Genomic DNA, 25,468 nt, shown 5'->3' on the forward strand with positions numbered 1-25,468 from the left:
GCGCCGCGCCTCCTCCGCTCCGTCACCACCGCGCGTGGCCCGAGGGCAGGGGCGGCGGCGCGGGCCTCAGCCCACGCGGCGACCCGAGCGCGCGACGAGCCGGGCGACCGCCGCGAGGGGGATGCCGATCCAGTCCGGCCGGTTCCGCTTCTCGTAGATGGCCTCGTAGACGGCCTTGTCGATCTCGAACGCGTCGAGCAGGGCGCGCTGGGCGCGCACGTCGACCCCCGAGGAGGCGATGTACCCGTCGACGAAGGCGACGCGCGAGTCGTGCGCCCAGGCAGCCGCGTCGACCGGGGGAGACTGCTGCGCGAGCGACCCGGCGACGTAGTCGAACGAGCGGAGCATGCCGGCGATGTCCCGCAGCACGAGGTCGGCACGCGAGCGCTCGGGCATCGGCCGGAGCGGCTCGCCCTCGAAGTCGAGCAGGGTCCAGCCGCGGCTGGGCGACTGGAGTGCCTGCCCGAGGTGCAGGTCGCCGTGGATCCGCTGGAGGCGCGGCCACGTCAGGGACTCGGCCGCGTCGTAGACGGCGAGGACCGCCTCCTCGTGCTCGGCGATCTCGGGCACCTCGCGGGCCGCGATCGAGATGCGGCGTCGCATGCTCGTGAGGGCCTCGGCAACGGCCGAGGCGTCGGCGTCGACCGTGCCGAGCTGGTCGGCGAGGGTGGCGTGCACCTCGGCGACGGCGGTGCCGAGCTCGCGGGCGGAGGTCGTGAAGTCCTGGCCGGCGGAGGCGGCGTCGAGCGCGACGCGCCAGGCGTCCTCGGCGCCGGCGAGGAACTCCTGCGAGAAGGCGAGGTGGCCGCGCGCCTCGCCGTGGTCGCGGCCCGGGTCGGGCCAGGTGGCGTGCAGCGAGCCGAACGTCGTCGGCACCCTGGCCGAGCCGCCCTCGGTCAGCGCGGCCTGCGTCGTGACGTCGGGGTTGTCGCCGTGGTGCAGCACCCGGAACACCTTCGCGATGGCGTGCTCGACGGGCCCGCCCTCGAGGTCGTAGATGATCGACGTGTTCGACTGCTCGCCCTTCAGCACGCGCGACTTCCGCACCCGCCCGGCCTCGACGAGCGGCGTCCCGTCGACGACGACGTCGGAGCCCTCCACGTGGGCACGGCTCGACATCAGCTCGAAGAGGTGACGTGCGTACGCGGGGTCGTGCGGGGCGTCGTAGAGGTAGAGGTCGTCGGCCGAGCCGATGAACGCCGCGTCGCCGCCGGGCAGCGGGGTGCGGCGCGCGACCACGGGCACCTGGTACAGCACGGGCAGCTCGGGCGCCTCGTCGATCACGAGCAGCGTCATCGCGAGGACGCCGTCGAGGTCGGCCTCGAACGACCCGATCACCCGGATCGCGGGCGTGCTGCCCTTCGTGGCGTACCAGCGCTGTCGCGCCATCCATCCGGCAAGGGTCGGCGCGACGTCGCTCATGCCCCCGACCCTACGCCCGCGGGCAGGTCGGGAGACCGGTGTTCTCCCGGCCCGGGACGCTCGGAGACCGCCAGGCTAGAACTGTCTGCATGAGCACGAGCGAGCAGACCGAGATCGAGCGCAAGTACGACGTCGACGCGGAGGCGGTCGTCCCCGACCTCGACGGCCTCTCGAGCCCCGCAGGAGGCGCAGCCCCGGTCCTCGAGGTCGCCCGCGTCGAGCGCTCCGCCCCCGCGCACCTCCGTGCCGTCTACCACGACACGGAGGACCACCTCCTGCTGGGCTCGCGCATCACGTTGCGTCGCCGGACGGGCGGCCACGACGAGGGCTGGCACCTCAAGCTGCCGCCCGTGGCCGCCGGCTCGGCCCCGAGTGGTCAGGACACGAGTGGTCAGGAGATGTCCTCCGAGACCTCTCAGGGGACACGAACCGACCACTCGGCGGCCGCATCAGCCTCCGACGGCAGCACCCGGGGGCGGCGCGAGGTGCACGCGCCCCTCGGCTCGGAGGACGAGGGAGTCCCCGCCGAGCTGCTCGCCCGGGTCGAGGAGCAGCTCCGCGGCCGGTCGGTCGCGCCGGTGATCGTGCTCGAGACGACGCGCACGGCGACGACGCTCCTCGACGCGGAGGGCGACGCGGTGGCCGAGCTCGCCGACGACGTCGTCACGGCGACCGTGCCGGGCCGAGACGGCGCCGAGCCCGTCGTCCGACGCTGGCGCGAGTGGGAGGCGGAGCTCGCCCCCGGCGTCGACGGCCCGGCGGGAGACGCCCTGCTCGACGCGATCGAGGAGCGCCTGCTCGCCGCCGGCGCCGTCCCCTCGACGTCGCGCTCGAAGCTCGCCCGGGGCCTCGGCGCCGAGTCCGCCTGAACCTGCCGACCCTGGAGACGACGGGACGGACCGGTCGTCAGGAGGCGGCGGCGCGCCTGGAGACGAGCAGCGCCTCGATCTTGCGCACCGTGGCGTCGTTCCGCGCCGTGACCGGCACGGCGAGCGACCGCCACCACGCGGCGGGCACGCGACTGGCGAGGACGCCGTCGGGCAGCCACTGGTAGACCGCCTCGCCCGTCACGACCATCAGCTCGGGGGCGAGGTCGGACGCAGGAGGCGCCTCCTCGACCACAGGGCGCCCCGCCTGGGCGAACGCGACCGACAGCAGCTTCGCCTCACGTGACCCGTCGCGCAGCGGGTTCGCCGCCGCGATCCGCGCGAACGCGTCGCCGCCGAGGACGACCAGCTCGGCGTCGACGCCCGTGCGCTCGCGGACGGCTGCCCGCAGGGCGTCGGCGTCCTCGGACCCGAGCGGACGATCGGCCGAGAACACGAGGTTGCCACTGTTCAGCAGCGTCGCCGGCCGCTCGTTCCCCAGGTCCTCGGCGGCTGCCCGCAGCTCGGCCATCGGCACGCGCTTCGCCGTCCCGACGTTGATCCCGCGCAGCAGCGCGACGTGGTCGAGCCCGACCTGGTCGAGCGCGGCCGTGTCCTGCGCGAGGTGCCCCACGTCGGCCTAGGCGCGGCCGAGCACGTCGAGCAGCCAGGCGAGCTCGAAGGCCCGCTCGCGCCATGACTCGTAACGTCCGCTGACGCCGCCGTGGCCCGCCGACATCTCGGTCTTGAGCAGCACGGGAGCGCCGACGTCGCGCAGCCGAGCCGTCCACTTCGCGGGCTCGACGTAGAGCACGCGGGTGTCGTTGAGAGAGGTGACCGCGAGGATGCGCGGGTACGTCGCCCCCTCACGCACGTTCTCGTACGGCGTGTAGCTCGCCATGTACTCGTAGACCCCGGGGTCGTGCAGGGGGTCGCCCCACTCGTCCCACTCGATCACGGTGAGGGGCAGCGAGGGGTCGAGGATGCTCGTCAGGGCGTCGACGAACGGCACGGCCGCGACGATCCCGGCGAAGCGCTCCGGGGCGATGTTCGCCACGGCGCCCATCAGCAGGCCGCCCGCGCTGCCGCCCTCGGCCACCAGCAGCTCGGGGCTGGTGCGTCCCTCGGCGATCAGGTGGTCGGCGACGTCGACGAAGTCGGTGAAGGTGTTCTTCTTCGACAGGGTCTTGCCCTGCTCGTACCAGGCGCGGCCCATCTCGCCGCCGCCGCGCACGTGCGCGACCGCGAACACCACGCCGCGGTCGAGCATCGAGAGGCGGGCGACGCTGAAGCCCGGGTCGATGCTGTGCTCGTACGAGCCGTAGCCGTAGAGGTGCAGGGGAGCGGGCTCGCCGACGCGGACGGCGTCGCGCCGCCAGACGAGCGAGATCGGGATGCGGGTGCCGTCGGCGGCCGTCGCCCACTCGCGGGCCTGCTGGTAGTCGGCGGGGTCGTAGTCGCCGAGCACGACCTGGCGCTTGAGCACACGGCGCTCGCCGTTGCGGACGTCGAGGTCGACGACGGTCGAGGGCGTCGTGAACGACGTGTGGACGAACCGCACGGTCGGCTGGGCGAACTCGGGGCCGCCCGAGGCCCCTGCCGAGAACAGCGGCTCGTCGAACTCGACCTCGACCGGCTCGCCGATGCCGTCGGGGCCCAGGGGGACGACCGAGAAGCGCGGCATCGCCTCGCGGTGGTACTCGACGACGAGGTGCCCGGCGAACGCGTCGACCGACTCGAGCCGGACGGAGGCGCTGTGCGGCACGACGACCTGGCGGTCGGTCGTCGAGGTCGGGTCGTCGGCCGGCACGTCGACCAGCTCGAAGTTCTCGGCACCGTCGTTGTGGACGACGAGGAGGCGGTCGCTCCCCGCGATCACGGCGTGCTCCACCTCGTACTCGACGCCCTCCCGGCGGGGCCAGACCACGCGGAACTCGCCGGTCGGGTGGGTCGCATCCAGCATCCAGGTCTCGCTGGTGATCTTCGAGCCCATCTCGATCAACAGGTACTGGCGGCTGCGGGTGAGGCCGACGCCGATCCAGTAGCGCTCGTCGGGCTCGGTCATCACGACGACGTCGTCGCCGGTCGTGCCGACGCGGTGCCGCCAGATGGTGTCGGGCCGCCACGCCTCGTCGACGGTGGGGTAGAAGATCCACTCGCCGGTCGCGTCGAACACGGCGCCGGGAGCAGTGTCCTCGACGCGGTCGTCGAGGTCGCGGCCGGTCTCGAGGTCGCGGACGCGGAGCAGGTAGCGCTCGTCGCCCGTCGTGTCGACGGCCCAGGCCAGGCGGGTGCCGTCGGCCGAGACGTCGAAGCTGCCGAGCGAGAAGAAGTCGTGCCCCTCGGCCTCGACGTTGCCGTCGAGCAGCACCTGCTCGCCCTCGGCGGGGCGGTCGGCGGCGATCGCCGGGGGAGTCCAGTCGTCCGGCCCGGAGATCGGGGCGCGGCAGTGGATGCCGTACTGCTTCCCCTCCGCCGTGCGCGAGTAGTACCACCACGAGCCCTCGCGCACGGGGACGCCGAGGTCGGTCTCCTGCACGCGGCCCTTGATCTCCTCGAAGATCGTCTCGCGCAGGGCGGCCAGGTGGTCGGTCTGCTCGGCCGTGTACGCGTTCTCGGCCTCGAGGTGGGCGATCACCTCGGGGTCCTCCTTGTCGCGCAGCCACTCGTAGGCGTCGACGACGTCGTGGCCGTGGTGGCTGCGGACGACGGGCTTCTGCGGGGCGCGGGGAGGGGTGAGGGAGGCCATCCGGCCAGCCTAGCCAGGCTGCCGCGTCGTGCTCCGGCTCGTGCCTCAGACCCTGCGGTCGGACCCCGTGAGGCCGTCCTGCTCGGGGACGTCGGGGTACTCGTCGGACGCGACGTGGCTCTCGGCGGGGCCGGGGGCGGCCTCCTGCCGACGGATCTCGGCCGCCTCCTCCGGGGTGCCGGCCTTCTCGGCGCCGCCGGCGGTGCGCACGCCCGGCAGCGTGGCGAGGCCGTCGAGGTCGTCGTCGGGCACGGCTGCGGGGTCGGGCAGGTCGGCAGGGGCTGGCTGGTCGGCGTGCGCGTCGCTGGTCATGCGGGCGACGGTACCCGCGCCTCCGGGCTGCAGTCCGTCGTCCGCCAGCAGGGTCGTCGGGGCCCGCAGCCCCGCGACGGTCGGGGCGAGGTGCGCCTCGCCCGGCTCGAGGTCGGCGATGGCCCGGCGCGGGTCGCGGAGGCGTCGCACGCTCTCGTTGAGCCGGGCGTGCAGCTGCATGAGGTGCAGGCGGTACAGGTCGGGCGCGTCCTCGCTGTCGTCGAGGAACGTGTTGCACGCCAGCGTCATCTCGTTGAGCACGGGCAACGCCGTCGAGCGCGGCCGCGTGCGCCGACGTGCCGCGCGGATCACGCCCCGCAGCGCGCCGATCGACCGCCGTGCGTGCTGCCAGCCGGGATCGCGGGTCGCGGCGTCGGGGCTGCGCGTCGCGGAGATGCGCCGGAGCACCCGCCGGAAGTGGATCTCGGTCACGAGCTCGTTGAGGGCCGAGGCCTCGGACCGACGCGACTCGAGGAGCCGCACGAGCAGGTTCGAGGCGAAGGCCGCCCCGGCGCCGAGGAACGCGCCGAGCGTCACGGTGAGGACGTCGCTCCAGATCATGCGGCCACGCTAGCCGCGACCCCCGACAGCGCCGTCACCATCAGCACCGCCAGCGCCTCAGTGCGACGCCGCGTCGATCCGCCCCATCAACGACCAGACGGCGCGCGACAGCTCCGGGTGCCACAGCGCGATCCCGCGGAGGAACCGCAGCTCGTCCTCGGCCCCGAGCCCGCCCGCGACGGGCACGCCCTCGACGCCCCGGGCGTCGGCGCGGATGGCGATCACGACCTGCTCGTCGACGGTCGGCAGCGACGGGACCACGTCCCACGGGTCCTCGCCGCCCCGGCAGCGCAGCTCGATCAGGGCGGCCAGCTCGTCGTGCGCCTCGGCCCGCAGCACCTCGAGGCTCCGGCCGGCGCCGCGGAACTCCGGCACGCCGCCGCGGGGTGCGTCGGGCGTCTCGGGCATGACGACGACCCTACGCGGGGCGTCCCTGGACGCCTCCTCGGTGCCGGTCGCGCGCCTCCCGCGTCCCGGTGCCGCGGTCCTGCTCGGCGCCGGGCCGCCGGTCGCTACCCTGGGCGGCATGCCCTACCGCGTCTGCGTCACGTACCTGCTCCGCGAGCGCGACGGGGTCGCCCAGGTGCTGCTCGGCCGCAAGAAGACCGGCCTCGGCGTCGGCTACCACGTGGGGCTCGGCGGCAAGCTCGAGCCGGGCGAGACGGCCGTCGAGGCGGCGGTCCGCGAGGTCGCCGAGGAGGCGGGCGTGACGGTCGACCCATCCGACCTCGACCCCCGGGGCGAGCTGCTCTACCTCTTCCCCCACCGCGAGTCGTGGAGCCAGCGGTCGTCCGTGTTCGTGACGACCCGCTGGCAGGGCGAGCCGACCGAGAGCGACGAGCTCGTGCCCGCCTGGCACGACGTGGCCGACCTGCCCCTCGGCGAGATGTGGGACGACGCCCGGCAGTGGCTGCCCGGCGTGCTCGTCGGGGGACACGTGTCGCACGAGTTCACCTTCGGCGACGACCTCGCGACGGTGGTGTCCGACCGGCCGCTGCGCGCCTCCTGAGGGCCCGTCGGGTCCGCAGAACGGAGGACTCCGGCGCGTTCTGCCCCCTCTCGGGTGCCCCCGCAAGAGGGGGACGCACGCTCCGGGCGCGATCCCTACAGTCGATGGAGACGAGTCATTCGGGTGACAGATCAACACGATCAGGAGAGAGTGCGACATGAGCGGACACCAGGCGGTCATCATCCGTGCGACACGCACGACGGGTGGCACGCGACGGTGGGCCGAGATGTCCCTGACGACACCGCGATGGGTGGTGGTCCTCGGGTGGGCCGTCGCCGCTTCCGCGATCGTCGTGGGCGCCGTGCTGGGGAGCACGGGACTCGCACTCTCCCTGATCGGCACCGCCGCGGTGCTCACGCGCTTCGCGGTCGTCGCCGTCCGCTTCGCGCACTCGGACCGGGCCGCCGAACAGGCCCTGCTCGCCAGGCGCGAAGCGGCCGCGGTCGCTGCCGGGAGCCGCTGACCAGGCGATCGACGGCCGACCGCGACACGGGCCCGTGTGCACTGCACACGGGCCCGTCGTCGTCCCCGGCCGACGCGAGCCTGCTGACGGGAGCCGGCTGACGCGAGCCGGACGACACCAGCGAGCTGACGCCAGCTAGCGCGCCCCGCCGCCGCCCTCGTCCCGCCTCGGCACCACGCGCACCGGACGCGTGTCGAGCCCGGTGTCCTCGAGCCCGCCCGGAGCCCCGAGGAACATGTCGCCGTGCACGTCGCCGTCGACGTCCGAGCCGTCGTCCGCGCCCGCCTCGTACCGCCTCCGCTCGTCCTCGGGCACCGTGTCGATGCTGCCCGTGTCGGTCGCGACGAGCCCGTGCCGCGCGAGCACGTCGTCACGCTCGCTGATGAGGAACTCGCGGTTCGCGGCCTGGGCGTCGGCGAACATGGTCGTCCGGCCCGTGACGATGCGGCGGATGCGCCGCCGCTCCCACCACGCCTTGCCGACGATCATCAGGACGACGCCGGCGACGGCGTAGCTGACGAGCATCGTCAGGCCGCGGCCGTAGCCGGGGCCGACGTCGTAGAGCACGCGCTTGAGCATCTCGGTGATGCCGCTGCCGACGACGACGGCGTTCAGCCAGGCGAAGGGCTGCGGCATGAACCACGACGGGTAGGCACCGCCCGAGGCGGGCATCGACAGGAAGACGAAGACGATCATCGCGGGCAGGGCGACGAAGCGTCCCGCGAAGTAGCTGATGCCGTTCACGGTGAGCCCGATGGCCGTGATCCAGGCCCAGCCGAGCAGCACCAGCTCGCCCCAGTGCCCCTGCACCGCGCCGATCACCGGCCCGGCGAGCGTGTTCGTGATCAGCGAGATCAGCAGTGCGCCGACGACGATCACCGACACCCGGGTGCGGTGCCGGAGCGGCGCCCCCATCAGGCCGATGAACATCGCGACCATGTAGCCGCCGATGCACCAGGCGAGCATGAGGTAGAGCGACACCGTGCCGTACTCGTCGTAGGCGGGCAGGGGCGCGAGGTCCTGGACGACGGGGGTCGCGCCTCCGGCCTCGAGCACCGGCGTGAGCATCGCGGGGATCAGGGCCGACACCTGGTACTGGTGCGCGCTCGCCTTGTAGATGGTGGAGTCGGCCGGGTCCCAGGCGACGGCCGCGTGACCGGTGCGCACGGCCTCGCGCGCCTCCTCGACGGTGGTCTCGCCCCGGACGACGAAGACGCCGGGGTCCGCCTCGTCGAGCGCCTGCTGCAGCTCCGACGACGACCCGACGACCGCGATCGGCACGTCGTGCGGGTGCGGGGCGTGGAACGCGGCGATGTAGCAGAGGCAGAAGCCGACGATGAAGAACAGCGGCAGCCAGAGCTGCAGGCCGATCAGCTGCAGCGACGGGTGCAGGGTCGAGTACCAGCGGCGGAAGCGCCCCGGCTCGGGCTTCGTCGACGTCACGCGTCCTCCTTCTCGCTCGCCGTCACGATACGCCCGGCCCTCACGACCGGGTGCTCGACATCGCGTTGGTGTCCATGGCGAGCTCCTCCGCGTCGATGCCGAGCAGCACGTGGCGCATGACCTCCTCGTCGAGGGCGCCCGCGTCGCGCTCGCGGAGCACCACCTCGCGCCGCTTGTCGAGCAGCTCCCGCCGGATCTTGCTGATCGCCCGCGGCACCTCGCGACGCCGGTCGCGCTCGGCGCCCGTGACGGTGCGGTCGGAGGCGTCCTCGACGGCGCCGCGCTGCAGGGCGTCGTTCTGTCGCACGAGCCGTGCCGTCGCCGCCTGGATCGCCCGCTCGGTGAGCTCGGGGCCGTACTGCGCCGTCCAGGCCGCCCGCCGCGCCTCGACGTGCTCGAGCGTCTCGGCGGTGCTCGTCGCGAAGAGCGCGAGCTCGGCGGCGAGGTCGCGGTCGCGCTGGCTCGTGTCCTGCACGCCGAGCCGGCGGATCACGGCGGGCAGCGTCAGCCCCTGCAGCAGCAGCGTGCCCACGGTCACGACGAACGCGATCAGGAACATCGTGTCGCGCGCGGGCACGGGCACCCCGCTCTCGGTCACGGCCGGGATCGACACGACGGCGGCGAGCGTCACCACCCCGCGCATGCCCGTCCACGAGATGACGGTCAGCTGCCGCCAGTCCAGCCGCGGCTGCGGGTGGTACCGCACGCGCCGCAGCGCGGGCACCCGGCGCATGCCCCGCAGGAGGCGCGACAACAGCAGGTAGCGCAGCACGCGGGCCGCGTAGTAGCTGGCGAAGACGAACGCGGGCCGGACGAGCACCACCACCGCGAGGACGACGAAGGCGACCCCGACGCTCTGGCCGAGTCCCCGGTCGCTGGCGGCCACCTCCTGGACGACGGTGCGCAGCTGCAGCCCGATCAGGGCGAAGACGAAGCCCTCGAGCAGCACGTCCGCGGCGGCCCAGAACGGGCGCTCCTGCAGCCGGGTCGCGTAGCCGGTGCGGGGCGAGTTGAAGCCGACGAAGAGGCCGGCCGCGACGACGGCGAGCACTCCCGAGCCGCTGAGCTCCTCGGCCGTGATGTAGGCGATGAACGGCAGCAGCAGCCCGATCACGTTCTCGATGACGGGGTCGTCGATGCGCATCCGCACGCGGTGCGCGACGAAGCCGAGCACGAGGCCGACCGCGACGCCCACCCCGATGGCGAGGCCGAAGATGCCGAGGTCCTGCCAGAGGGTCAAGGAGGCGCCCCCCACGATCGCGAGGAACACCTTCACCAGCGTCAGCGACGCCGCGTCGTTGATCAGGCTCTCGCCCGAGAGCACGGTCATCACCTTGCGGGGCAGCCCGAGCTTGCGACCGATCGCCGCGGCCGAGACCGCGTCGGGCGGGGCGACGACGGAGCCGACGAGCACGGCGGCCGGCCACGTCATGTCGGGGATCAGCACGTAGGCGACCCCGCCCACGACGAACGCGGTGACGACGACCGCGCCGATGCCGAGCCGCTGGATCTGCACGCGGCTCTCGCGGAAGTTCAGCAGCGACACGTCGAGCGACGCCGAGTAGAGCAGCGGCGGCAGCACGACCGTGAGGATGACCTCGCTGTCGATCTGGATGTCGGGGACCCCGGGGAGGAACGACACGGCGAGCGCCACGGCGACCGTGAGCAGCGGGGCCGGCAGGCCCTTCCAGCGCGCGAAGCCGGTGACGAGGAGGGAGCCCGAGAGGATGATCAGCACTTCGGCGAGTTCCATGCGGCGTGAGTCCCCGTTCCGTCGGTGCAGATGTGCAGTGTGTGAAGTCCTTCACCAGTCTCTCAGGCGGCACCTCGGAGAACTCCGGATGAACGACGGTCGTCGGGTGGGCGACCGGTGTGCGAGAGGCGCACGACAGGGGCCCGCGGTGCCCGCCCGCGCCTCGTAGAGTCGGGTCGTGACCCGGACCGACGACGACCCCCTGCTGCGCGAGACCGCCGGCGGCCTCGTCCGCGGGGTGCGCGAGCGGGGCGTGCTCGCCTGGCGCGGCATCCCGTACGCGGCGGCTCCCACCGGCGCTCGCCGATTCCGGGCCCCGGCCCCGGCCGCTCCCTGGCAGGGCGTCCGCGACGCCGCGGAGTTCGGCCCGGCGGCCCCGCAGGACCGAGGGCAGTTCGTCGGCGTCGACCGCCGCACCCCGCTCGACGAGGACTGCCTCACCGTCAACGTCGTCGCGCCCCGCGGCTCCCGGCCGGGCGACCGCCTCCCGGTGCTCGTCTTCGTCCACGGAGGCGCCTACAGCGTCGGCTCGTCCCGCGAGTACCCGAGACAGGGCGAGACGCTGGTGCGCGACTCGGGGCTCGTCTACGTCAGCATCAACTACCGGCTGGGCGCGCTCGGCTGGCTCGACCTCTCGCACTGGTCGACTCCCGAGCGCCCGGTCGAGTCGAACCTGGGGCTCCGTGACCAGGTCGCGGCGCTCGAGTGGGTCCGCGCCAACGTCGCGGCGTTCGGGGGAGACCCGGAGGCCGTCACGCTCTCGGGCGAGAGCTCGGGCGGCAACGCGGTGACGACGCTGATGACGGTGCCGTCGGCGCGCGGCCTCTTCGCCCGGGCCATCGCGCAGAGCTCGCCGACGAACGCCGTCTACCTGCCCGCCGTGACGCAGCGCTGGGCGGCCGAGTTCCTCGAGCTGCTCAGCCACCAGGTCGGCGACGACGACCTCGAGTCGACGTCGCTCGACGACGCGGCGCAGATGCTGGAGGAGGCGCCGGTCGCCTCGATCGTGCGGGCGGCGGCCGAGCTGCAGCTCCGCACCCCGGACGAGGAGCCGGGCACGATCTGCTTCTGCCCGGTGATCGACGGCGACGTGCTGCCGGAACGGCCCCTCGACGCCTTCAAGGCGGGACGGGCCCACCCGGTGCCCCTGATCATCGGGACGAACGACCGGGAGGGCTCGGTCTTCACGGGACGGCGGGACATCCTCGCGACGACCAAGCCGCGCATCCGCGCGATCTTCGCCGCCACCGCCAAGCCGTCCCGCAAGGCGATCAAGAAGCTCTACCCCGGGCTGCCCGACCGCCCGGCGGCCCTCGACTTCGGCGGGGACTACGCGTTCTGGTTCCCGTCGGTCAAGGTCGCCGAGCGCCACGCGCGCCACCAGCCGGTGCGCTTCTACCGCTTCGACGCCGCGCCGCGCATCCTCCGCGTCGCCGGGGTCGACGCGTTCCACGGGCTCGAGCTCTGGGCGCTCTACGACCGGATGCGCACGCCGTTCGGCTGGGCGATGAGCCTGCTCGGCGGTCGTCGCGCGTTCCTCCGCACGGCCTCCCGCATGCGCGCGCGCTGGGTCGAGTTCGTCCTGACCGGAGCGGTCGCCGACTGGCCGACCTACGAGCCCGAGCGCCGCCGCACGCTCGTCATCGACGACGTCGACCGGGTCGAGGAGGACCCGCGGGGCGACCGGCGTCGTGCCTGGCAGGAGTTCGTGCCGCACGTCTGAGCGGAGCGGGACGGAGCCGCATGCAGCGAGCGCGGCGTGCTCGTGCCGGTCGCCGCGTGCGTCGTCCTCGGACACCTGCCGTCCACCTCCTCGTTGCGTGCCGTGCACCTCCGAGTTGACCGCCGTTCACCGGGGTGCGAGTGTTGCCCGGTGGATCTCACGCTCATCGTCGTCCTGGTCATCGTCCTGGCCCTCTTCTTCGACTTCACCAACGGGTTCCACGACACGGCCAACGCCATGGCGACCCCGATCGCGACGGGGGCGATGAAGCCCAAGGTCGCGGTGACGGTGGCCGCCGTGCTCAACCTCGTCGGCGCCTTCCTCAGCACCGAGGTGGCCAAGACGGTCTCGGGCGGCATCATCCGCGAGGGTGACGGCGGGGTGCAGATCTCGCCCGAGATGATCTTCGCCGGGCTGATCGGCGCCGTCGTCTGGAACATGTTCACCTGGCTGCGCGGCCTGCCGTCGAGCTCGTCGCACGCGCTCTTCGGCGGCCTGATCGGCGCCGCCGTCGTCGGCGCCGGCCTCAGCTCGGTCGACTTCTCGGTCGTGCTCTCGAAGGTCGTGCTGCCCGCGCTGCTGGCTCCGCTCATCGCCGGGCTCGTCGGCTACACGGCCACCCGGCTCGCCTACCGGATCACGCGTCGCCGCGACGACAAGAGCGAGCGGGGCGGCTTCCGCTACGGCCAGATCTTCACGTCGTCGCTGGTCGCGCTCGCGCACGGCACGAACGACGCCCAGAAGACGATGGGCGTCATCACCCTGACCCTGATCGCGTCGGGCGCCCTCGGAGCAGGCTCGGGCCCGCCCCTCTGGGTCGTCGTGGTGTGCGCCCTCGCGATCGCGCTCGGCACCTACACGGGCGGCTGGCGCATCATCCAGACCATGGGAGGCGGCCTCACCGAGGTCAAGCCGACCCAGGGCTTCTCCGCCGAGGCGTCGACCACGGCCACCGTGCTGGCGTCGAGCCACCTCGGCTTCGCGCTGTCGACGACGCAGGTCGCGAGCGGCTCGATCATCGGCGCCGGGCTCGGCCGCCGCGGCGCCAAGATCCAGTGGAGCACCGCCGGCAAGATCGTCGCCGCCTGGTTCATCACGCTGCCGGCGAGCGCTGCGGTCGGCGCCGTCGCGGCGTTCATCGCCTCGGCGGGCATCGTCGGGCTCGTCGTCGACGCCGTCGTCGGGGTCGCGGTCGTCGCGGGGATCTTCTTGCTCTCGCGTCGCCGCCCGCACGACCAGTCGGCCGCGATGGAGGTCGACGTGGCCGCGACGAGCGTCCTGTCCCGCCGCCGCGCCCGCCGTGCCGAGAAGAAGGGCCGCGTCGACACGCCCGCCGGGGGAGTGGAGGCGCCGTTCGTCCGGCTGGACGACCCGCCCGTCGCGACGACGATCGCCGACCGCGGCGACCGAGCTGACCGCACCGACCGCACCGACCGCACCGACGACGGGACGACCCGATGAGCATCGACTGGACCGCCTTCGTCACCGTCGCCCTGGTGTCGCTGTTCTCCGCCGCCGCGTTGGTGACGGTCTACTCGCTGGGCCTCCGCCTCCTCACGGTCGACGACCGCAGTGCCGTGCGCACGGCTGCGGGCTGGGCGTGCTTCGTGCTCTGCGGCCTCGGGGTCCTCTACGGCATCTACCTGATCGTCCCGGCGCTGCACCGCTGACGATCGGCGCCGGTCAGCGCGTGCGCACCGGCCCGGTGGGCAGCGCCGCGTCCGCGTACACGGGCTCACGCCGCGGGATCGCGACGGCGAGCAGCACGCTGAGCAGCGCCACCGCTCCGCCGAGCACGAACGTCAGCCGGAAGCCGGCCTCGGTCGGCACCGATCCGCCGGCGAACGGCATCGAGTTCGCCGTGAGCAGCAGCCCGACCACGGCCGACGCGCTCGTCGTGCCGAGCGAGCGCATCAGGGTGTTGAGGCCGTTGGCCGCGGCGGTCTCGGTCGCGGGCACGGCGTGCATGATCAGCGTCGGCATGGCCGCGTACGCGAGCCCGATCCCGAAGCCGATCAGCACCGACACGAGCACGATCTGCCAGACCTGGTCGAACGCGACCGCGGCGACCGCGTAGCTGACGACGATGATCGACCCGCCGACGACGAGGCAGATGCGCGCGCCGAAGCGGGCGGTGGCCCGTGCGGCGACGGGAGCCATCAGCATCATCACGACGCCCGAGGGCGCCAGGCAGAGCGACGCGACCATGATGCTCTGGCCGAGGCCCACGCCGGTCTCGGCCGGCAGCTCGAGCAGTTGGGGCAGCGACACGTTGCTGCCGAAGAGCGCGAAGCCGAGCGCGACCGACGCGAGGTTCGTCAGCAGCACGGCAGGGCGGACGGCGACCCGCAGGTCCACCAGCGGGCTGCTGACCCGCAGCTGGTAGAAGCCCCACAGCACGAGCACGGCCAGGCCGGTCAGGCCGGAGGCGAGTGTCGAGCCGCTGAGCCAGCCCCAGTCGTTGCCCTTCGAGACTGCGAGCAGCACGCCCGTGAGCCCGATGGCGAGGCCGATCGCCCCGGGCAGGTCGAAGCGACCCTCGGTCCGGAGGGTGCTGGCGGGCACGAGCCAGGCCACGAGGGCGAAGACGACGACGCCGAGCAGGGCGGCGGTCCAGAAGAGCACGTGCCAGTCGAAGGTGACCGAGATCCAGGCGCTGAGCGGCAGGCCGACCGCGCCGCCGAAGCCGAGGGTGGCGCTGACGAGGGCGACGGCTCCGCCGAGGCGCTCGGCGGGCAGCGTGTCGCGGAGGATGCTGATCGCGAGCGGGATGATGCCGAGCGCGGTGCCCTGCAGCGCGCGTCCGACGATCAGGGGCACGAGCTCCGACGTGGAGGCGGCGACGATCGACCCGACGATCATCACGACGACGAGGGCGAGCACGATCCGGCGCTTGCCCATCAGGTCGCCGAGGCGCCCGGCGATCGGGGTGACGACGGCACCGGCGAGCAGGGTCGCGGTGATGATCCAGGTCGTGTCGGCGGGGTCGGCGTCGAGCAGCTCGGGGAACGACGGCACGATGGGGATCACGAGCATCTGCATCAGCGCCGCGACGAGGCCCGAGAAGGCCAGCACGGCGGTGACGACGCGCGGGTCGGGCGTCCGGGTCAGGCGCCGCCGCTCGGCCGGGGTGAGCGACGAGGCGCCTCCGGGAGCAGGGTCGCCCTCGGGGGCGTCGGGGCGGGCGTCGTCATGCGTCGTGGTGGTCATGCGTCTTCTCGGCTGGCGGCCCGGGGGCGGCGGTCGGGTGGGGCGGCACGCGGCGCTGCGGTCCTGCGCGGCGAGGGTGCGTCGCTGCGGTGGTGCCCTGTCGCCGCCGTGCTCGACGAGCGGGCGGCGGCGCATCGGTGCAGAGGCTGCAACTCCGGCGGCGTCGAGAAGCTTCCCACGGTTCGCGACGCTGGTCGACACCTGTCGACGATGTGGGCTCGGCCCGGCCCGCGCCTCCTCGGCTCGGTAGGCTCGGCAGCGGCCGACCGTCACGGCTCACGAGGTCGTGGCGGCGAACGACGACGACGACGGAGGCACGACACCGTGACGACCGACAGCACCCGCACCGACGACCAGCACGGTGCCGGCACCGACGACCTCGACGGGCGTCCCGGCGAGCGACCCGCCGACCAGACCGGCGAGCTGCCGGCCGCACGCGGGCGACGTGCGGCCGGCCCGAGCACGCGCACCGAGACCGACTCCCTCGGCAGCCGCGAGGTCCCCGCCGACGCCTACTGGGGCATCCACACGGCGCGGGCGCTCGAGAACTTCCCGATCAGCCAGCGGCCGATCTCGGTCTACCCCGACCTCGTCATCGCGCTCGCGCTCGTCAAGCAGGCCGCCGCCCGCGCGAACGTCGAGATCGGCGTGCTCGAGAGGCACAAGGCCGACGCCATCGAGCAGGCCTGCGTCGAGATCCGCGGGGGAGCGCTGCACGACGAGTTCGCCGTCGGGGTGATCCAGGGAGGCGCGGGCACGAGCACGAACATGAACAGCAACGAGGTCATCGCGAACCGGGCCCTCGAGCTGATGGGCCACCCCAAGGGCGACTACGCGCACCTGCACCCGATCGACGACGTCAACCGCAGCCAGAGCACGAACGACACGTACCCGACCTCGGTGAAGATCGCGATGGTCCTGACGCTCCGCCGCCTCCTCGACGAGCTCGACCTGCTCGCCACGGCCTTCGCGACCAAGGGGGCCGAGTTCCACGACGTGCTCAAGGTCGGCCGCACCCAGCTGCAGGACGCCGTGCCGATGACGCTGGGCCAGGAGTTCGTCGGCTTCGCCCACACCCTGGGCGAGGACGTGCAGCGCCTCCGCGACGTCATCCCGCTGCTCGGCGAGATCAACCTCGGCGCCACGGCCATCGGCACGGGCATCACGGCCGACCCGCAGTACGCGGACGCCGTGCGCCGCCACCTCAGCGAGCTGTCGGGCATGGAGCTCGTCACGGCCCCCGACCTGATCGAGGCGACGAGCGACACCGGCGTCTTCATGACACTCAGCGGCGCGCTCAAGCGCAGCGCCATCAAGCTCTCGAAGATCTGCAACGACCTGCGCCTGCTGTCGTCGGGCCCGCAGGCCGGCATCGGCGAGATCACGCTGCCGCCGCGCCAGGCCGGCTCGTCGATCATGCCGGGCAAGGTCAACCCGGTGATCCCCGAGGTCGTCAACCAGGTCGCGTTCTCGGTCGCCGGTGCCGACGTGACCGTGACGATGGCGGCGGAGGCGGGCCAGCTGCAGCTGAACGCGTTCGAGCCCGTCATCACGCACTCGGTGATGCAGAGCCTCCAGTGGATGACGTACGCCTGCCGCACGCTGCGGGTCAACTGCGTCGACGGCATCGAGGCGAACCGCGCCCGGCTCACGCAGCAGGTCGAGACGAACGTCGGCAGCGTCACGGCGCTGACGCCGTACATCGGCTACTCGGCCGCCGCCGCCATCGCGCACACCGCCCTGACGACGAACGCGCCCATCGCGCGCCTCGTCGTCGCGGCCGGCCTGATGAGCGAGGAGCAGGTGCAGAAGGTGCTGTCGCCCGCGCGCCTGTCCGGCCTCGAGGCCGTCACGAGCGCCATCCCGATCATCGACGTCGACGATCCGGCGGCGGCCGTGGCCCGCGCCGCGAACGCGACCGGGGTGCGCAACCCGGGCGACGAGACCGCGGGCTGACGAGCGGTCCGCAGGAGGCGCGGTGCCGGTCCGGCCTGCACCGCGCCTCCCCGGCACCGGACGGGGAACCCCTGGGCGCTGTCCGGCGGGCACGATACGGTCTCGGGATGACCGAGCGTTCACGAGACGGCCGCCTGATCGTGCGGATGTTCCCCGACCACGCCGGCACGGTGCTCTGGTCCGGCGGGGCAGTCGATCTGGACGATGCCCGTCTGTCGCCGCGACTCCGGGACGATCTCCGAGCATGGGACGCGTTCCACCGGTCGCGCCTCGATCCGGACGTCCCGTCGCACGCGCCGGAGGACGAGCACGAGTTCGCCGTCACCGGCGGCGCCCTGGCCGGGCGGGTCGCCGACGAGCTCGGGCGCGGCGTCGAGGTGCACCTGATGGTCGAGGGGCGCCGCGTCTTCGGGTCAAAGGAGCCGCCGACCAACCCCAGGGCGGCGAAGGCCCTGCACGTGCGGGCAGAGCGGCAGGCCGAGGAGGCTCGAGGCTTGACGGAGAGACTGGGTGGTGGCCGCTGGTACGCCTACAGCCCTGCCTCGGGCAACCGCTCCACCCCGGACGGCCCCCGTGCGGGCGGGACGTCCGACAGCGTCCGTCCTGAGCGATCGTGACGTGGTCGGCCGAGCACGGCGGATGCTGATGGCGCGGCGGACCGCCTCGACGAGCGCGGGGGCCGGAGGTCACCCCTCGGCAGGCGGCAGCCGGAGCGCCGCGGTGCGGTCGATCCCGTCCTTCCGGGGGGAGGCGAAGAGCCGCAGGTCGGAGTGGTCACCACGGCAGATGGCAGCGGCCATCCGGTGGGCGCGTGCGGCGTTCCGCACCGGGGACCAGGGGTCGGCGTCCGGCTGCACTGCGGTGATGTCGGACGCCAGCCGATCGTGGTGCGAGGCCGCGTCCTCGAGGTCGCCGTCGCAGTCACGGGTGATGATCGCCGCCAGTCTCAGCTGGGCCTCGAGCGTCTCGACCCCCACGTCGGTCGGCTCGTTCGTCCGGAGGATCCGGACGAGCTCGCTCAGCGCGGTGGTCCGAGCCCAGGCTGTGTGGCGAGAGGACTCGTCGAACGGGTACCTCGTCATGAGGTGCTCGATGCGTCGTCCGAGGTGATCCGTCATGCGGTCATCCTCTCAGCGCACGACGGTCACGACCTCCTCGTGTCGACGTCGGCGATCGCGGTCAGGGGGCCGACGGGCCCCCGTGTTCCTGGGCCTCCGTCAGCGGCGTGCGAGGATCGGCCCATGACCGACGTGCTCCTCGATCGCATCACCAGCCTGATCGGGCGCTACCCCGTCGACGAGTCGTCGGTGCTCACGGCGTGGGCTCGCATCCGCGCTCTCAGTCTGCTGGTCGGTGATGTCTACGCAGAGAGCCGCGACGATGAGGCGATCGAGGTGCTGCAGTCGCAGCTCGGCCTCGCTGCGAGCCTCACCTTGTCGTCCGGCGGGAGCCTCGAGGTCGCCGCAGGACATCACGACCGCTTGGCAGCGGACCTCGCGGCGGTCCGCACGGAGAAGGGCCGTCGGTCACCGCTCGTGAGCGCTGCGCGCGCCCACAGGATGGCCGCCGCCGTCTGTCGAGGCGACCATGCTGACCTGCGGCTCTTCGCGTCAGGTCGACCTGGCGGACGCGACTACACCGATGCGCTCCGTCTGCCGACCTGAGGAGCAGCCGCTCCGTCTGCCGACCTGACGAGCAGCCGCTCCGTCAGGTGCCTGCGTCCGCTCCCCGCCGGGGATCAGGGGCCGGTCGGTCGGGCTGCCGACAGAGCGCCTGCGCGCCGTGCTCATCCGCCAGCACCCCGAAGACCAGGGTGTCCGTCCACTCGCCCTTGCTCCAGAAGTCCTGCCGGTGGTGCGCCTCCTGCCGCATGCCCACACGGGCGGCGAGGCGCTCGGACGCCGTGTTGCGGGCGTCCAGCTGCGCCGTGACGCGGTGGACGTCGTCCTGTCCGAACGCGATCCGCAGACCGGCTGCGACCGCCTCGGTCGCGTAGCCGCCGCCTCCGTGCGCAGGGTCGAGGGTCCAGCCGATCTCGACGGTGCGCCGCTCCTGCTCCGTGCGCCACAGCGACACCGTGCCGATGAGGAGGCCCTCCCGCTCGACCACGAGGGCGAGCGCCCCGACGGGCTCGGCCAGGTCGGTCCGGGGCAGGCGTCGCCCGAGCTGTGCCTCGCCGTCCTCGGCGGTCCAGGGCTCCTGCAGGAGGTACCTCGCGACGTCCGGCCGGGAGTGGATCGCGACGAGCCGGTCCAGATCGCTCGAGCGATGGAGGCGCAGCGTCAGTCGAGGCGTCGTCGCCACCGTGTCCGAGTCCATGGCCTCGATCCTCCTGCATCCGTCGCCGGGACACCTCGGAGTGGACGATGCACCCCGCAACGACGGGGTGCATCGTCCACTGCGGGGTGCGGCGCCGGCCGGGCTCAGGGCGTGGAGGGCTCGGGGGCGCGGGCTGCGTCGACCTCGGGGGCGCGGGCGGCCTCCGGCTCGGGCGAGCGGGCCGCGTCGACCTCGGGCGTCCGCTCCGGCTCGCGGCTGCCGTCGCCGTCCAGGTCGAGCTCGAGCGCGGCCGCGTGGGCGTGGTCGCGGTCGGTGATGTGCAGCCGCTCGCCCCGCACGTGCAGGTGGCGCAGCTCGTCGGCGTCGAGCACGCCGCCGTTCTCGCGCAGGGCCCGCTCGCGGAGCGCCCGGCCGACCCGGACGTCCCACGCTCCGTTGCGGGCGAGGATGTGGTTGCGGGCCGTGTCGCGCATCGGCAGGGGGATGACCTCCTCTGCCTTCACCCCGCGGCGCAGCTGGCGCATCCGCAGCACCTCGCTGTCGAGCTCGCCGCCGATGACGAGCACGAAGTTGCTGATGTACGAGTAGAGCAGCACGACCACGACGCCGCCGAGCCAACCGTAGAAGCGGTCGTAGTTCGAGACGGTCGACACGTAGAGGGCGAAGCCGAGGGTGCAGACCGCCCAGATGACGAGCGCGAACATGGCGCCGTACGACACCCAGCGCAGCCGGGGCGGCCGCACGTTCGGCGTGAAGTAGTAGAGCATCGCGACGGCGAACACGGCGAGGGCGGCGATGACGGGCCACTTGAGCACGTTGTAGAGGGTGAACCACGGCTCGCGGAAGCCCGCGGCCTCGCCGATGCCGACGAAGAGCGTCGGGGTGACCAGCAGCAGGGCCGCGATCACGGCGAACGACACCATCAGCACGAAGGTGACGATCATCATGTGCCCGCGGAACTTCCAGATGCGCCGCCCCTCCTCGACCTCGTAGGCGGTGTTCATCGCCCGGCCGAAGGCGGTCGTGTACGACGACAGCGACCACAGCGTCAGCCACAGGCCGATGCCGAACGCGACGCCCGGGTTCGAGAGGCTGAGCATCTGCTCGAGCGGTCGCCGCAGGGTGTCGATCGCGTCGGCGCTCAGCACGAAGCGGGCGACCTCGAGGATGTCGTTCACGGCCGCCTCGCCGTCCTGGAAGAGCGCGACGCCCGACACGAGGGCCAGCGCGGTCGGCAGGATCGCCAGGGTCGAGAAGAACGTCAGGGAGGCGGCGGCGTCGATCGTGCGGTGCCTCAGGAAGTCGTGCCACACCCGCATGACGACGTACCGGGTCGGCGACGGGTTCTCCGGGAGGGACCGCGTCGCAGACATCCCCCGAGGGTACAGCGGGGGAGGGGCCGGAGCGCGTGCCGTGCGCGCCGCGGCCAGCGCCCGGCCAGTGCCCGGCCGTCGTCGCGGCCGGCGCCTCCTCGGCACCCGGCCACCGCCTCCTGCGGGCCCGTAGGGTCGGGGGCATGACGTGGGACGACTCCGGACAGCAGCACCAGATCGCCGGCCAGCCCGCGCGGGCGCCCGAGCCCGTCTGGTGGCCGGCGCAGCCGGTCTTCGCGCAGCCCGCGCCCCGGCGTCGACCGGTCGCGAGCGGTGTCGCCCTCGCGGTCGGCTTCACGGTGATCGGGGTCTTCGTCCTCGCCCTGGTCGTCTACTTCCTCATCTTCCTGTCGCCGGGCGTGATCCTCGCCGCGAGCCTGCTCGCGTTCGTGCCGCTCGCCATCGTCATGGTCGGCATCTGGCTCGTCGACCGCTGGGAGCCGGAACCCCGCGTCGCCCTGCTGTTCGCGTTCCTCTGGGGCGCGGCCGTCTCGGTCGGCACCGCCCTGATCGTCGACCTCGTCGTCGGCTCGGTCCAGGGCCTCGTCGGCATCGGGGCGCGAGGAGGCGCAGAGGTCTTCGGCGCCGTCGTCCAGGCCCCGATCGTCGAGGAGGTCGCCAAGGGGTTCGGCGTGCTGCTGGTGCTGTGGATCTTCCGGCGGCACTTCGACGGCCCCGTCGACGGCGTGGTCTACGCCGCGACCGTGGCCGCGGGGTTCGCCTTCGTCGAGAACATCCAGTACTTCGCGCTGCAGGTCGTCGACGACCTGACGCTCGGCAGCGACGGCCTGGTGTTCGTCTTCGTCGTCCGGGCGCTGATGTCGCCCTTCGCCCACGTCATGTACACGGCGTGCACCGGCATCGCGCTCGGCTGGGCGGCCCGTCGAACCGGCCGGCTCGGCGCGATCGGCTGGTTCGCCCTCGGCGTCGTGCCCGCCGCCGCCCTGCACGCCCTCTGGAACGGCGCGCTCGTCGTCGTCGGCGACGGCTTCTTCGTCTACTACCTGCTCGTGCAGGTGCCGATCTTCGTCGCGATGGTGCTGCTGGTCGTCTTCCTGCGCCGCAACGAGCGCCGCGTCACGCACGCACGGCTCGCCGAGTACGCCGCGGTGGGCTGGTTCAGCGCCGACGAGGTCTCGATGCTGTCGACGGGCGCCGGCCGCCGTCGAGCACGCCGCTGGGCGGCCGCCAACGGGACGGGGCCCGCCATGCGGCGCTTCGTCTCGGACGCCACGCGCCTCGCCTTCACCCGGCAGCGGCTGGTCAAGGGCAAGAGAGGGCACGACGAGGGCGCCCGCCGCGACGAGGCCGACCTGCTGGCGGCGCTCGCCGCGAGCCGGTCGGCGCTGCAGGCGCCGCCCGCGGCGTTCGTCGGGTGGCCGCAGCAGCCGGCGCTGGCCTGGCCGCATCAGCCGCAGCCGCCGCAGCAGCACGAGCAGGTCTGGCAGCCGCAGCAGCCTGCGCCGCTGCAGGTGCCGCAGCAGCCCGCACAGCAGCAGCAGTACTGGCAGGACGGCCCGCCCACGCACGATCCGTGGGGTCGCCCCCTCCCGCCTCCCGGCTGGTGAGGCCGGCGGCCGTCGCCGCCTCCGTCGCTACGGCGTCGGGTGGAGCGCGTCGTACGTCCTGAACGACGGCGTGAGCCGTGCCACGACGGCGATGAGCACGACGATCAGCGCCCCGCCGAGCAACGGCGGCCACGCCACGCCGGCCGCGGCGACCAGCCCGACGAACAGGTCGCCGACCCGCGGCCCGCCGGTGACGACCACGATGAAGACGCCCTGGAGACGCCCTCGCATGTGGTCGGGAGCCGCGGTCTGCAGGATGGTCGAGCGGAAGATCGAGCTGACGTTGTCGGCGGCCCCGGCCCCCGCGAGGGCGAGCGCGGCAGCCCCGAGCGCGACCAGGTCGGCCTGCCCCAGCCCCTCCGTCAGCCCGCCGTCGCCGCGCGGCGCGGTGACCGCCAGCACGAGCCCGAACGCGGCGATGCAGGTCCCGTAGACGGTGATCGCGCGGTCGACCGCGCGGCCCTGGAGGCGCACGTGTCCGAGCCGCCCCGAGAAGACGCTGCTCAGGAGGGCGCCCACCGCGTAGGAGGCGGTGAGGACGCCGACCGTCACCGCGCCTCCTCCGATCACGACGGCCCCGACGACGGGGTAGAGCACCCGCGGCTGCCCGAAGGTCATCGCGATGATGTCGACGACGAAGGTCGTGCGCACCGTCGGCGCCCGCCGCAGGAACCGCATCCCCTCGACCAGCGACGCCAGCCCCGGGCGCTGGGCGTTCCCCTCGGGGCGGATCGGCGGCAGCGTCACGATCCCGAGGAACGCGAACGAGAAGAGCACCACGTCGACCGTGTAGGTGGGCGCGAAGCCGATGCCCGCGACGAGCACCCCCGCGAGCGCCGGCCCGACCGTGAGCATCAGCCCCGTGCCGATGCCGCCGAGCGCGGCCGCGGCGGGCAGCAGCGAGGCCGGCAGGAGGCGCGGCACGATCGAGGCGCGCGACGTCGCGATCATCGTCCCGGCCACCGCGTTGACGCAGGTCAGCACGTACAGCAGCCCCACCTCGTGCAGGCCGAGCCAGGCGTGCAGGGCGATGGCGGCGGTCGACAGCCAGGCGAAGACGGCGGCGACGAGGGCGACCTTGCGCCGGTCGAACGCGTCGGCGAGCATGCCGCCCCAGAGCCCCGCGACGATCATCGGCACGAGCGAGACGACGCCGACCAGCGCGACGGCGAAGGTCGAGCGGGTGATGTCGTAGACCTCGAGCCCGACGGCGACGAGGGTGAGCTGCGTCCCGATGCCGCTCACGGTGTTGCCGACGAAGAGGCGCGCGAAGGCCGGGCTCTGCCGCAGCGGCGTGACGTCGACGAGCACGGGGCGGCGGGACGGAGCAGGGGCGGGAGTCGGAGTGGTCAAGGCTCCATCATGCGCGATGCGCACGGTTCGGGGTCGACGTCCCGCCTCCTCCCGACGACACGAGGAGGCGGTGGTTGGATGGAGCCATGACTCACGACCCCAGCACCAAGCCCGAGATCGACGCCCCCACCGCTCCTGCTCCCGCCGAGCTCGAGATCACCGACATCACGGTCGGCGACGGCGACGAGGCCCAGTCCGGCTCGACCGTCAACGTCCACTACCTCGGTGTCGAGTTCGACTCCGGCGAGGAGTTCGACGCGTCGTGGAGCCGCGGCGAGCCCATCAACTTCCCCCTCGCGGCCCTCGTCCGCGGCTGGCAGGAGGGCATCCCCGGCATGAAGGTCGGCGGCCGCCGCCAGCTCGTCGTCCCGCCGCACCTCGCCTACGGTCCCGTCGGCGGCGGGCACCCGCTCTCCGGCAAGACCCTGATCTTCGTCATCGACCTCCTCGGCGTCAGCTGATGACGGCCCCCTCGATCGGCCTCGCCGACGGCCGGACCATCCCGGCCCTCGGCCTCGGCACGTACGGGATGGACGGCGACGAGGGCGCGGGCCAGGTCGCCACGGCGATCGAGTCCGGCTACCGCCTCCTCGACACGGCCCTCAACTACGGCAACGAGGCGGCGGTCGGCGAGGCCGTCCGCCGTGTCGACGTGCCGCGCGACGAGCTCGTCGTCACGTCGAAGCTGCCGGGCCGGCACCACGGCTACGAGGAGACGCTGGCGAGCTTCGAGGAGACCCGCGCCAACCTGGGCCTCGACTTCGTCGACCTCTACCTGATCCACTGGCCGCTGCCCCGGGTCGACAAGTACGTCGACTCGTTCCGCGCGTTCGTGAAGCTGCAGGAGGACGGCCTCGTCGGCAGCGTCGGCGTCTCGAACTTCACCGAGGAGCACCTGCAGCGCGTCGCCGACGAGACCGGCGTCGTGCCCGTGGTGAACCAGATCGAGCTGCACCCGTACTTCCCCCAGGCGGGGATGCGCGCGGTGCACGAGCGCATGGGCATCGTCACGGAGAGCTGGAGCCCGCTCGCCAAGCAGAGCGAGCTGCTGCAGGAGGCGGTGGTCACCGAGATCGCGCGTGCCCACGGCAAGACGCCCACCCAGGTCGTCCTGCGCTGGCACGTCCAGCTCGGCGCCGTGCCCGTGCCCAAGTCGGCCGACCCCGGTCGCCAGCGCGAGAACCTCGACGTCTTCGACTTCGAGCTGTCCGACGACGAGGTGGCGCGCGTCAGCGGCCTCGAGCGCGGCCGGCTCTGGGACGGCGACCCCGAGACGCACGAGGAGTTCTAGCTCCGCCTGCGGTCTCGACCCGCTCGGCTCGACACGCCCGCGTCCTCCCCGGAGGGCGCGGGCGTCGTCGCGGGTGGGGGCGGAGGCGCGCCCGGGCACAGGTAGACTGGCGTGCCGTCTTTTCCCGAGGGGTGGA

Annotated in this window: 24 protein-coding genes; 12 read left to right on the forward strand and 12 right to left on the reverse strand. The window is 73.2% G+C overall.

Annotation, left to right across the window (positions count from 1 at the left end):
- Nucleotides 1-66: 66 nt before the first annotated feature.
- Nucleotides 67-1,422 carry a phosphotransferase gene (locus IFT90_RS05610; RefSeq protein WP_192041291.1) on the reverse strand — a complete coding sequence of 452 codons (1,356 nt, stop codon included), beginning with the start codon at nt 1,420-1,422 and terminating at the stop codon, nt 67-69.
- An 89-nt stretch (nt 1,423-1,511) separates the two neighbouring features.
- Between IFT90_RS05610 and IFT90_RS05615 the strand changes: the two genes are divergently transcribed.
- The gene (locus tag IFT90_RS05615) at nt 1,512-2,291 is read left to right on the forward strand and encodes a CYTH domain-containing protein (protein WP_192041292.1); all 780 of its coding nucleotides are present in this window, start codon (nt 1,512-1,514) and stop codon (nt 2,289-2,291) included.
- A gap of 37 nt (nt 2,292-2,328) precedes the next feature.
- On the opposite strand, the gene IFT90_RS05620 is transcribed toward IFT90_RS05615, so the two are convergent.
- From IFT90_RS05620 to IFT90_RS05635, 4 genes are read right to left on the reverse strand one after another with little or no spacing between them, the layout of a single operon-like run.
- Nucleotides 2,329-2,922 (reverse strand): DUF1697 domain-containing protein, encoded by a 594-nt coding sequence (locus IFT90_RS05620; RefSeq protein WP_192041293.1) that lies wholly within the window; start codon nt 2,920-2,922, stop codon nt 2,329-2,331.
- Between the two features lie 6 nt (nt 2,923-2,928).
- Complete coding sequence (locus IFT90_RS05625; protein WP_192041294.1) at nt 2,929-5,037, reverse strand: S9 family peptidase; 2,109 nt, start codon at nt 5,035-5,037, stop codon at nt 2,929-2,931.
- Between the two features lie 45 nt (nt 5,038-5,082).
- Complete coding sequence (locus IFT90_RS05630; protein ID WP_192041295.1) at nt 5,083-5,910, reverse strand: hypothetical protein; 828 nt, start codon at nt 5,908-5,910, stop codon at nt 5,083-5,085.
- A 57-nt stretch (nt 5,911-5,967) separates the two neighbouring features.
- On the reverse strand, nt 5,968-6,318 hold the full coding sequence (locus tag IFT90_RS05635) for a hypothetical protein (protein ID WP_192041296.1): 351 nt from the start codon (nt 6,316-6,318) through the stop codon (nt 5,968-5,970).
- Between IFT90_RS05635 and IFT90_RS05640 the strand changes: the two genes are divergently transcribed.
- Both IFT90_RS05640 and IFT90_RS05645 read left to right on the forward strand, forming a co-directional pair.
- A complete protein-coding gene (locus tag IFT90_RS05640; protein ID WP_192041297.1) occupies nt 6,317-6,919 on the forward strand; it encodes an 8-oxo-dGTP diphosphatase in 603 nt (200 codons plus the stop codon). The two genes, IFT90_RS05635 and IFT90_RS05640, sit on opposite strands and share 2 nt — an antisense overlap.
- A 157-nt stretch (nt 6,920-7,076) precedes the next feature.
- Entirely contained in the window at nt 7,077-7,382 is a 306-nt protein-coding gene (locus IFT90_RS05645) for a hypothetical protein (RefSeq protein ID WP_192041298.1), read from the forward strand.
- A gap of 135 nt (nt 7,383-7,517) precedes the next feature.
- Here the strand turns inward: IFT90_RS05645 and IFT90_RS05650 are convergent, their stop codons facing one another.
- Nucleotides 7,518-8,825: an ABC transporter permease gene (locus IFT90_RS05650; protein WP_192041299.1), complete on the reverse strand. Its 1,308-nt coding sequence runs from the start codon at nt 8,823-8,825 to the stop codon at nt 7,518-7,520.
- A gap of 40 nt (nt 8,826-8,865) precedes the next feature.
- Nucleotides 8,866-10,578, reverse strand: a complete 1,713-nt coding sequence (locus IFT90_RS05655) for a sodium:proton antiporter (protein ID WP_192041300.1) — start codon at nt 10,576-10,578, stop codon at nt 8,866-8,868.
- Nucleotides 10,579-10,756: 178 nt separating this feature from the next.
- Between IFT90_RS05655 and IFT90_RS05660 the strand changes: the two genes are divergently transcribed.
- The 3 genes from IFT90_RS05660 (at nt 10,757) to IFT90_RS05670 (ending at nt 13,971) form a co-directional block, all read left to right on the forward strand.
- Nucleotides 10,757-12,301: a carboxylesterase family protein gene (locus IFT90_RS05660; RefSeq protein WP_192041301.1), complete on the forward strand. Its 1,545-nt coding sequence runs from the start codon at nt 10,757-10,759 to the stop codon at nt 12,299-12,301.
- Between the two features lie 150 nt (nt 12,302-12,451).
- Complete coding sequence (locus IFT90_RS05665; protein WP_192041302.1) at nt 12,452-13,762, forward strand: inorganic phosphate transporter; 1,311 nt, start codon at nt 12,452-12,454, stop codon at nt 13,760-13,762.
- Entirely contained in the window at nt 13,759-13,971 is a 213-nt protein-coding gene (locus tag IFT90_RS05670) for a hypothetical protein (protein ID WP_192041303.1), read from the forward strand. The genes IFT90_RS05665 and IFT90_RS05670 overlap by 4 nt, the downstream gene beginning before the upstream one ends.
- Before the next feature lie 13 nt (nt 13,972-13,984).
- Here IFT90_RS05670 and IFT90_RS05675 read toward each other — a convergent pair whose 3' ends face one another.
- Complete coding sequence (locus IFT90_RS05675; protein WP_192041304.1) at nt 13,985-15,511, reverse strand: MFS transporter; 1,527 nt, start codon at nt 15,509-15,511, stop codon at nt 13,985-13,987.
- A 423-nt stretch (nt 15,512-15,934) separates the two neighbouring features.
- Between IFT90_RS05675 and IFT90_RS05680 the strand changes: the two genes are divergently transcribed.
- Both IFT90_RS05680 and IFT90_RS05685 read left to right on the forward strand, forming a co-directional pair.
- Nucleotides 15,935-17,467 carry an aspartate ammonia-lyase gene (locus IFT90_RS05680; protein ID WP_244638730.1) on the forward strand — a complete coding sequence of 511 codons (1,533 nt, stop codon included), beginning with the start codon at nt 15,935-15,937 and terminating at the stop codon, nt 17,465-17,467.
- A 107-nt stretch (nt 17,468-17,574) separates the two neighbouring features.
- On the forward strand, nt 17,575-18,084 hold the full coding sequence (locus IFT90_RS05685; RefSeq protein ID WP_192041306.1) for a hypothetical protein: 510 nt from the start codon (nt 17,575-17,577) through the stop codon (nt 18,082-18,084).
- Between the two features lie 69 nt (nt 18,085-18,153).
- On the opposite strand, the gene IFT90_RS05690 is transcribed toward IFT90_RS05685, so the two are convergent.
- A complete protein-coding gene (locus IFT90_RS05690) occupies nt 18,154-18,585 on the reverse strand; it encodes a hypothetical protein (RefSeq protein WP_192041307.1) in 432 nt (143 codons plus the stop codon).
- Nucleotides 18,586-18,708: 123 nt separating this feature from the next.
- Between IFT90_RS05690 and IFT90_RS05695 the strand changes: the two genes are divergently transcribed.
- A complete protein-coding gene (locus IFT90_RS05695; RefSeq protein WP_192041308.1) occupies nt 18,709-19,131 on the forward strand; it encodes a hypothetical protein in 423 nt (140 codons plus the stop codon).
- Between the two features lie 43 nt (nt 19,132-19,174).
- Here the strand turns inward: IFT90_RS05695 and IFT90_RS05700 are convergent, their stop codons facing one another.
- On the reverse strand, nt 19,175-19,786 hold the full coding sequence (locus IFT90_RS05700) for a GNAT family N-acetyltransferase (protein ID WP_192041309.1): 612 nt from the start codon (nt 19,784-19,786) through the stop codon (nt 19,175-19,177).
- Between the two features lie 104 nt (nt 19,787-19,890).
- On the reverse strand, nt 19,891-21,120 hold the full coding sequence (locus tag IFT90_RS05705; protein ID WP_192041310.1) for a YihY/virulence factor BrkB family protein: 1,230 nt from the start codon (nt 21,118-21,120) through the stop codon (nt 19,891-19,893).
- Nucleotides 21,121-21,263: 143 nt separating this feature from the next.
- On the opposite strand from IFT90_RS05705, the gene IFT90_RS05710 reads away from it, so the two are divergent.
- On the forward strand, nt 21,264-22,688 hold the full coding sequence (locus IFT90_RS05710) for a PrsW family intramembrane metalloprotease (protein ID WP_192041311.1): 1,425 nt from the start codon (nt 21,264-21,266) through the stop codon (nt 22,686-22,688).
- 27 nt (nt 22,689-22,715) lie between these two features.
- Here IFT90_RS05710 and IFT90_RS05715 read toward each other — a convergent pair whose 3' ends face one another.
- Nucleotides 22,716-24,041 (reverse strand): MFS transporter, encoded by a 1,326-nt coding sequence (locus tag IFT90_RS05715; protein ID WP_192041312.1) that lies wholly within the window; start codon nt 24,039-24,041, stop codon nt 22,716-22,718.
- 86 nt (nt 24,042-24,127) lie between these two features.
- On the opposite strand from IFT90_RS05715, the gene IFT90_RS05720 reads away from it, so the two are divergent.
- Entirely contained in the window at nt 24,128-24,502 is a 375-nt protein-coding gene (locus tag IFT90_RS05720) for an FKBP-type peptidyl-prolyl cis-trans isomerase (RefSeq protein ID WP_123548736.1), read from the forward strand.
- Nucleotides 24,502-25,332: an aldo/keto reductase gene (locus IFT90_RS05725; RefSeq protein ID WP_199861637.1), complete on the forward strand. Its 831-nt coding sequence runs from the start codon at nt 24,502-24,504 to the stop codon at nt 25,330-25,332. The genes IFT90_RS05720 and IFT90_RS05725 overlap by 1 nt, the downstream gene beginning before the upstream one ends.
- Nucleotides 25,333-25,468 lie beyond the last annotated feature (136 nt).

Source organism: Frigoribacterium sp. CFBP 8766 (genome assembly GCF_014841435.1).
In the GTDB taxonomy this organism is placed as follows: Bacteria; Actinomycetota; Actinomycetes; order Actinomycetales; family Microbacteriaceae; genus Frigoribacterium.

What these genes read in the sequence shown, in the direction of transcription:
- IFT90_RS05655 (WP_192041300.1), bottom strand. Translation starts at nt 10,578, where the DNA reads ATGGAACTCGCCGAAGTGCTGATCATCCTCTCGGGCTCCCTCCTCGTC.
- IFT90_RS05640 (WP_192041297.1), top strand. Translation starts at nt 6,317, where the DNA reads ATGACGACGACCCTACGCGGGGCGTCCCTGGACGCCTCCTCGGTGCCG.
- IFT90_RS05695 (WP_192041308.1), top strand. Translation starts at nt 18,709, where the DNA reads ATGACCGACGTGCTCCTCGATCGCATCACCAGCCTGATCGGGCGCTAC.
- IFT90_RS05625 (WP_192041294.1), bottom strand. Translation starts at nt 5,037, where the DNA reads ATGGCCTCCCTCACCCCTCCCCGCGCCCCGCAGAAGCCCGTCGTCCGC.
- IFT90_RS05690 (WP_192041307.1), bottom strand. Translation starts at nt 18,585, where the DNA reads ATGACGGATCACCTCGGACGACGCATCGAGCACCTCATGACGAGGTAC.
- IFT90_RS05725 (WP_199861637.1), top strand. Translation starts at nt 24,502, where the DNA reads ATGACGGCCCCCTCGATCGGCCTCGCCGACGGCCGGACCATCCCGGCC.
- IFT90_RS05720 (WP_123548736.1), top strand. Translation starts at nt 24,128, where the DNA reads ATGACTCACGACCCCAGCACCAAGCCCGAGATCGACGCCCCCACCGCT.
- IFT90_RS05685 (WP_192041306.1), top strand. Translation starts at nt 17,575, where the DNA reads ATGACCGAGCGTTCACGAGACGGCCGCCTGATCGTGCGGATGTTCCCC.
- IFT90_RS05670 (WP_192041303.1), top strand. Translation starts at nt 13,759, where the DNA reads ATGAGCATCGACTGGACCGCCTTCGTCACCGTCGCCCTGGTGTCGCTG.
- IFT90_RS05610 (WP_192041291.1), bottom strand. Translation starts at nt 1,422, where the DNA reads ATGAGCGACGTCGCGCCGACCCTTGCCGGATGGATGGCGCGACAGCGC.
- IFT90_RS05635 (WP_192041296.1), bottom strand. Translation starts at nt 6,318, where the DNA reads ATGCCCGAGACGCCCGACGCACCCCGCGGCGGCGTGCCGGAGTTCCGC.
- IFT90_RS05700 (WP_192041309.1), bottom strand. Translation starts at nt 19,786, where the DNA reads ATGGACTCGGACACGGTGGCGACGACGCCTCGACTGACGCTGCGCCTC.
- IFT90_RS05710 (WP_192041311.1), top strand. Translation starts at nt 21,264, where the DNA reads ATGACGTGGGACGACTCCGGACAGCAGCACCAGATCGCCGGCCAGCCC.
- IFT90_RS05630 (WP_192041295.1), bottom strand. Translation starts at nt 5,910, where the DNA reads ATGATCTGGAGCGACGTCCTCACCGTGACGCTCGGCGCGTTCCTCGGC.
- IFT90_RS05675 (WP_192041304.1), bottom strand. Translation starts at nt 15,511, where the DNA reads ATGACCACCACGACGCATGACGACGCCCGCCCCGACGCCCCCGAGGGC.
- IFT90_RS05615 (WP_192041292.1), top strand. Translation starts at nt 1,512, where the DNA reads ATGAGCACGAGCGAGCAGACCGAGATCGAGCGCAAGTACGACGTCGAC.
- IFT90_RS05705 (WP_192041310.1), bottom strand. Translation starts at nt 21,120, where the DNA reads ATGTCTGCGACGCGGTCCCTCCCGGAGAACCCGTCGCCGACCCGGTAC.
- IFT90_RS05645 (WP_192041298.1), top strand. Translation starts at nt 7,077, where the DNA reads ATGAGCGGACACCAGGCGGTCATCATCCGTGCGACACGCACGACGGGT.